Origin of the sequence: Streptomyces sp. HSW2009, assembly GCF_040240285.1 — a bacterium.
Taxonomy (GTDB): domain Bacteria; phylum Actinomycetota; class Actinomycetes; order Streptomycetales; family Streptomycetaceae; genus Streptomyces.
This window is the reverse complement of the sequence record NZ_JBEHZD010000451.1, coordinates 1-6,801: the sequence shown is the minus strand read 5'-3', so window position 1 is coordinate 6,801 and position 6,801 is coordinate 1. Positions and strand designations below refer to the sequence as shown.

Sequence of the window (6,801 nt, the reverse complement as noted above, 5' to 3'; positions counted from 1 at the left end):
GGGCGCCGCCCGCCGTCCCTACGCCGCGATCGCCTCGTACAGGCTGAACACGGCCAGCAGCAGCATGACGCAGGCGCCGATCTTGGTGATCAGACGCAGCGGGACGTACTTCATCAGGGTGCGACCGCCGACGATGCCGATGCCGGCCACCGCCCACAGGGCGAGCACGGCACCGACGCCGACCGAGATCGGGCTGTCGTAGCGGGCGGCGAGGTTGGCCGTCATGATCTGCGTGAGGTCGCCGAACTCGGCGACCAGGATGAGCATGAAGCCGCTGCCTGCGACCTTCCAGAAGCTCTGGTCTGCGGGCTTCTTGACCTCTTCCTCGTCCTCGTCCTTCTTGAACAGCAGCATCGCGGCGCCGGCCAGGAAGAGCACGCCGACGATGGCCTGGAGGAGCCGCTGCGGCAGCAGCGTGAGCACGCTGCCGGCGGCGATGGCGAGGGCGACGTGGACGGCGAAGGCGGCGGCGACGCCGGCGAAGACGTACGACGCGCGGTAGCGGGTGCCGAGCATCAGGCCGGCCAGGGCGGTCTTGTCGGGAAGTTCGGCAAGGAAGACGACGCCGAAGGTGACGGCGGCGACGGTGAGGCTGAACACGGGGTGGGTTTCCTCGTTCGGTCGGGCGTCCGCACCGAAAGGTCCCTGTTGCGCGGGGTCGCTTCGGCACGGCAGCGTCGGACACTGCGGCCGAAGGTCTCGCTGGCGCAGTGGCACACGAGACGTGACACGCCATCTAGGCGTGCCCACTCGCAGCCACCCGCCTCCGGGCGCCGGCCCCCCGTTCCCCCTGACGCGCGAGCGCCCCACCTGATGGTGGTACGAGGACGGTGAGCAGTATGTCGACGGTCCGGCGAAGAGCTACTCCCCTTCTGCTGTCGACGAGGATACGTCAGCCCGCGCCGCCCCTCCGCGCCCCTCCCCCGCCCGCTGCTTCCGCACGCCGCCCCGACCGCCATCCCGCGCGCACCCGCCTGACCAGCACGGATGACCTCCCCGCGGGGCCCGGCCAGGGGAACGGGCCACCGGCCGGCACCCCGTACCACCGGCCCCGCGTGACGTTGCCCACGACCGCGCGCCGCGCCGACTGCCGCCCCGCCGCGCGGTACGCCCCCGCGACACGGCGCCCGCGGTACGGGACCCGCCGCCCCTCGGCCCGCCCCCCGCAGTACGGCGCCCCGCGGCGCCGAGCCACACGGCACCGAGCCGCGCATCGGGACCCCGCCGCCACCCGCCGTACGCCACCCGGCGGGCTCCCACGAGCCCGCGACCAGCGCCCGCAGGGCGACGGACGGCCCGCCCACTCCACCGTCCACGGCGCGGCCCACGCACCCGTACGCGGCGCAGGTCAGGACGGCTCACGGGGCGTCAACGCGCCGTCCGCGCACCGGCGGAGAGCCCGGCGGCGTACCGCGCGCCCCCTTGCTTTGACATGACCGCGTCGTCACGCTGTTACCTGGCGCCCACCCCAGAGCAACCCGGCGCCGAGACCATGTCCGGGCCACAGCGCCCGTTTCCCCCCACTCCAGAGGGAGTTCGCCATGTCCCGCACGGACACGACCTCTTCGCGTCGCGGTGTCTACGCGCGTCGAGCAACCGCCATCGGTGGTCTGGCCACGCTGGTCGGCACGCTGGTGATGAGCGGCCCGAGCGCGCACGCCGCGCCGCCCACCCCGCCGAGCGCCGGCACCGCACGCACCTACCTCGCCCAGCTCACCGTCAAGTCCGAGGGCTCGTCGAGCGGTTACAGCCGCGACAAGTTCCCGCACTGGAGCACCCAGAGCGGAAGCTGCAACACCCGCGAGGTCGTCCTCAAGCGGGACGGCAAGAACGTCGAGACCAACAGCAGTTGTGCCGCGGTGAAGGGCTCCTGGTTCTCCCCGTACGACGGCGCCACCTGGCACGCCGCGTCCGACGTGGACATCGACCACATGGTGCCGCTGTCCGAGGCGTGGAAGTCCGGCGCCAGCTCCTGGACCAACTCGCGCCGCGAGGGCTTCGCCAACGACCTCACCCGCTCGCAGCTCATCGCGGTGACGGACAACGTCAACCAGGCCAAGGGCGACAAGGACCCGGCCAAGTGGCTGCCGCCGACCAAGAGCTACCACTGCACCTACGCCCGGATGTGGGTCTCGGTGAAGCACTACTACAAGCTCTCCGTCGACAGCGCCGAGAAGAGCGCCCTCAGCCGCATCCTCAACGGCTGCTGACGCCATTGCCAGCCGCTACCGACGTCTGCCGCCACTGACGACAGTCGGCCGCGGCTGACGGCTGCCGACCACCGCTGACGGCTGCCGGCCCAGCACCGACCGGCTCCGCCGCCCCGGCCCACGGGGCGGCGGAGCCGCGTCGACCCACTCCTGGCTACTCCTACTCCTGCTCGGCCGCCGCCACGGCCCGGGTCAGGTACTCCGCCGCAGCCGCCTTGTCCACGCCGACGCCCGCCAGCGCGCCCGCCCCGTCCTCATGCTCCAGGAGGGCGAGCAGGACGTGCTCGGTGCCGATGTAGTCGTGCCCCAGGCGCAGCGCCTCCCGCATGGTCAGCTCCAGCACCTTGCGGGCGCCCGGGCTGTACGGGATGAGCTCGGGGACCTCGTCCGCCGCCGCGGGCAGCGCGGCCAGCAGCGCCTCGCGCACCTGCTCCAGCGTGACGCCCTGGGCCACGATCGCCCGCGCGGCCAACGCCTGCGGCTCGCTCAGCAGCCCCAGCGCGAGGTGGCCGGGGCCGACCTCCGGGTTGCGCGCGGCGACGGCCTCATTGTGCGCGGCGACCACGACGTTCCTGGCCCGCTCGGTGAATTGGCCGAACCCCTGGTTCACATCGAGCTCGGCGGCCTCGTTGGCGCCCTTGGGCACGAACCGCTTCTGCGCCGCCTGCCGGGTGACCCCCATGCTGGCGCCGATGTCGGTCCAGGAGGCACCGGAGCGGCGCGCCTGGTCGACGAAGTGGCCGATGAGGTGGTCGGCGAGTTCGCCGAGGTGGTCCGCGGCGATCACGGCGCCGGCGAGCTGGTCCAGCGCGCCGGGGTGGGCCTTCTTGATGGCCTCGATCAGCTCGTCGAGTCGGATCGGAGGCGTGATTCCTAAGGGCTTCGTCATGCCGTCAACCGTAGGTTGACAGGGCAGTCGTCGTCAACCTCAGGTTGACACTCGCCGTGCGACCCCGCCGACAGAGCCCGAAGAGGACCGGGAAGCCGGGGAGCAGGGGGCTGGAGCCGGGGAGCGAGAGTCGGCGGGAGGGGGCCGCGACCAGCGGCCGGGAGTCGCCAGCCCGAGCAGGAGTCGCGACCGAGAGCCCGGACGGGCGACCGGGAGCCGAGGCCGGAGCCACGACCAAGAGTCGAGGCCAGCGACCGAGAGCCGGCGGAGGCCAGAAAAGACAGGGCGATCCCGGAAGTGCGCACGGCAACACCGAGATCAACGTCACCACAATGGCGATTTCCAGCCACCGACGCACCACCCACCCCACCCCCGGACCAGCAAAGTCCATGCGGCTGATTAAAAGTCCATACCAACTGGTCGAGACCACCTGACGGTCATGCTCATGTCGCTCTAGGCTCTCCGCATCGACCAGGCGCGTTCACGAGACGTCGCAGGCGAGCGGGGGCCCAGGCGCCGCACGACGACCCCACACGGTGCGGTCGCCACTCCCCCACCACCCCGCCACGCAGCGGCGATGGACGGCACGGACCGGCCACCCACCCACGGGGTCGCGAGCCGCCCGACCGACGCACATCCCCCCGCACCGAGCAGCACCAAGTGGCAGAACTTGAACTTGCAACAACTGATGAGGCGTCCCTAACCTGGCCACCTCGTTGTTTCCCGTCCCCGAAACGAGGAGTCCCCCTGCCATGTCATCCCCCAACCCCCTAAACGAACATCTCGACGCGGCCCGGCCGTACGCGACCTCGCTGTTCCGCATCGTCGTCGGCCTGCTCTTCGCCTGCCACGGCGCCAAGACCCTGTTCGGCTCCTTCGGCGGAGTCGATGGCGCGGGCGGCACCATTGACGCCGGCACCTGGCCCGGTTGGCACGCGGCCGTGATCCAGCTCATCGGCGGCATCCTGGTCATGACCGGCCTGTTCACCCGCAGCGCGGCCTTCATATCCTCCGGCTCGATGGCATACGCGTACTTCGTCGAGCACCAGTCGGAGAAGCTGTGGCCGATCGAGAACGGCGGCGAGGCGTCCGCCATGTTCTGCTGGGCCTTCCTGATCATCATCTTCACCGGGCCGGGCGCCTGGGCCCTGGACCGCTTCATCGGCGCCGGCCGCACCCAGAGCGCCAGCGAGCCGCACCGCCAGCCGACCCGCGTCTGATCCACCCGGACCCCACTCCGGTCCACCGCGCAGCGGCGTCCGCGCCGCCCCGCACCCCCGGCCGCGCCCCGATATCGATCGAGGCGCGGCCGGTGTCGTTCCCGGCGCGTCCCGGCGCCGTTCGGGACACTCTCCTCGATATCGGACGCGCCGCCGAAGGCCGCGGGTATCCCTACCGACCTGCGGATGTAACGACGTGATGACGAGTCGACATATCGAGATACCGAGCCCGGGCGGGCCGGCCGGCCCGTTATGCGCTGTTGCTCATGGTGTGCCCGTGCGTTGAGGAGGGCTTACCGGTCCGTAACCGTCGGGCCACCGTCGCGGACCCCGTTCATACGGCGTGACCTCGGCGTTATGCAGCGGTCATGGACGGTCTCGGCTCGGTATGCTCTGGCAGTACAGGCATACGCTGTATGGCTGTTGCTGAAGAGGCCGCTCCTGCCGCTCCCTTGCGACGTCGCGGCGGGGGAACGGGATCGGGAGAGACGTTGCTGGAAACCTTGGGGTCGCTGGTCGACACCCCGTGGATCTACGTGATCATCGGTGCATCCGTGGTCCTGGACGTCTTCCTGCCCGTCCTGCCGAGCGGCATCCTGGTGGTCGCCGCGGCCACCGCGGCAGCCGGCACCACGACCGCCGACGCGGTCAACGCGGCGCGCGGCGTCAAGCCCGACGCGGACATCCCGGAGATGCTGGCCCTGGTGCTCTGCGCCACCACCGCATCCGTGCTCGGCGACATGGTCGCCTACCGACTGGCGTGGCGCGGCGGCGAACGCCTCGACCGGGCCATCGCCCGCTCCCGCCGACTGACCTCCGCACAGCAGAAGTTGGGCGCCGCGCGGGCGCGCGGCGGTGGCGCGCTGGTCGTCCTGGCGCGCTTCGCGCCCGCCGGGCGCTCCGTGGTGAGCCTGGGCGCCGGCGCCGCGCACCGCAAGGTCGCCGAGTTCCTTCCCTGGTCCGCACTGGCCGGGCTGATGTGGGCGGGGTACAGCGTGGGCCTCGGCTACCTCGGTGGGCAGTGGCTCGGCGCCACCTGGTTGAGCACCGCGGTCTCGGTCCTCGCGCTGGTCGCGGTGGGGACGATCGCCGGCTTCGTGATGAGCCGCCGCCCCAACAAGCGCAAGGCCCCGCAGCCTTCTTGACCTCGCGCCGCCCGAAGCACCCGGAAGCACCCTGAGCATCTGAGCCGTTTCGCACCGCCCGCACCACCCGTACCGTCCGAACCACTCACGGGCCCGCGCCACTCCCGGCGCGGGCCCGTCGGCGTCCGCACCGCCGCACGAGGGGCCGGCCCACCGCACCGCCGCCCGCCGTACGGCCGCCGGCCTCGCCCCGCCCCGCCCGGACGCCAACTCGCCACCCCGTACGGCCCATGCGCCAACTCCACGGCCCTGCCCCGCAAGCAGCCCGCCCCCCACCACACCAGACCGCGCCCGCCGCCCGTTTGTCCGCCGGGTCGGGCCCGCCGGCCGCGTTCGATGACCGGAATCGGGCAGCGGGGGCGTACCACGACGGGTACCCGTGCACGAGGCGAGAACGCGAATCCGGATCAAACACCGCACGTGAGATCCGGATGCCGGGCCCTCGGGTAAATCCGGTTATCGTCCCTCCCATGCTCTTCACTTCCTCTTGCCCTTCTGCATGGTGACCTCGCGTGCCCGGTTCGGCTGTGCGGTCGTGGCCGGTGCGGCGCTGTTGGGCGCCGGCGTCTTCGCCGTACGCGAACTAGTGGAGGACGGGACCGATCCGCTGCCCACCGTCCCGGACGAGTACCGGGCCACGATCGAGGCCGCCGCCCGTACCTGTGAGCCGCTTTCGGTGCCCCTGCTCGCCGCGCAGATAGACGCGGAGAGCCGGTGGGACCCCCGGGCCAATTCCGGGAAGGCCGACGGGATCTCCCAGTTCGCGCCGGTCACCTGGACCGAGTGGGGCCGCGACGGGGACGGCGACGGCAAGGCCGACGTGTGGAACCCGAAGGACGCGATCCCCTCCCAGGCCCGGTACATGTGCCATCTCTACGACTCGGTCAAGAACGTCCCCGGCGACCGCACCGAGTTGGCGCTCGCCGCGTACAACGCGGGCCCCGGCGCCGTACTACGGGTGCGCGGCATCCCCGAGTTCAACGAGACCCGCGGCTACGTGGACCGCATCATCAAGCGGCTGCTCCCCGACTACGAGCAGACGGAGCGGGAGCGCCGCGAGAAGCTGGGCGGTGAGTCCGGCACGCCGAACCCCGACGCCTCGGCGAGCACACCGGCCGACGGCGCCACACCGGACGGCGACGGCGCGCCCTAGCCACGCGCCCCCAGCCGTCAACTGCCCGCCGCACCACCCACCCGACGGGGCCGCCGTTCACCCTGCGGCGCGCACCACCGTCCCGTCACCGGCCCCCGGGGGGGGGGGCGGCCCGCCCGGCGGGGGGGGGGGGGGGGGGAGGGGGGGGGGGGCGGGGGGCGGGGGGGGGGGGGGGGGGGGGGGG

The 6,801-nt window shown here is 72.3% G+C and carries 6 protein-coding genes; 4 read left to right on the top strand and 2 right to left on the bottom strand.

All coding sequences use genetic code 11. The features are described 5' to 3' along the window. Positions 1-18: 18 nt before the first annotated feature. Positions 19-600 (bottom strand): TMEM165/GDT1 family protein, encoded by a 582-nt coding sequence (locus AAHZ94_RS25935; RefSeq protein ID WP_349995678.1) that lies wholly within the window; start codon positions 598-600, stop codon positions 19-21. Between the two features lie 941 nt (positions 601-1,541). Between AAHZ94_RS25935 and AAHZ94_RS25930 the strand changes: the two genes are divergently transcribed. Then, the gene (locus AAHZ94_RS25930) at positions 1,542-2,210 is read left to right on the top strand and encodes an HNH endonuclease family protein (protein WP_349995676.1); all 669 of its coding nucleotides are present in this window, start codon (positions 1,542-1,544) and stop codon (positions 2,208-2,210) included. A gap of 160 nt (positions 2,211-2,370) precedes the next feature. Here the strand turns inward: AAHZ94_RS25930 and AAHZ94_RS25925 are convergent, their stop codons facing one another. Next, complete coding sequence (locus tag AAHZ94_RS25925; RefSeq protein ID WP_349995674.1) at positions 2,371-3,099, bottom strand: Clp protease N-terminal domain-containing protein; 729 nt, start codon at positions 3,097-3,099, stop codon at positions 2,371-2,373. Positions 3,100-3,851: 752 nt separating this feature from the next. On the opposite strand from AAHZ94_RS25925, the gene AAHZ94_RS25920 reads away from it, so the two are divergent. From AAHZ94_RS25920 to AAHZ94_RS25910, 3 genes are all read left to right on the top strand, one after another. Next, complete coding sequence (locus AAHZ94_RS25920; protein WP_349995672.1) at positions 3,852-4,319, top strand: DoxX family protein; 468 nt, start codon at positions 3,852-3,854, stop codon at positions 4,317-4,319. 491 nt (positions 4,320-4,810) lie between these two features. Further along, positions 4,811-5,464, top strand: coding sequence for a DedA family protein (locus tag AAHZ94_RS25915; RefSeq protein WP_349995670.1), 654 nt, complete (start codon positions 4,811-4,813; stop codon positions 5,462-5,464). A gap of 499 nt (positions 5,465-5,963) precedes the next feature. Further along, positions 5,964-6,617, top strand: a complete 654-nt coding sequence (locus tag AAHZ94_RS25910; protein ID WP_349995669.1) for a lytic transglycosylase domain-containing protein — start codon at positions 5,964-5,966, stop codon at positions 6,615-6,617. The last annotated feature ends 184 nt before the right edge of the window (positions 6,618-6,801 follow it).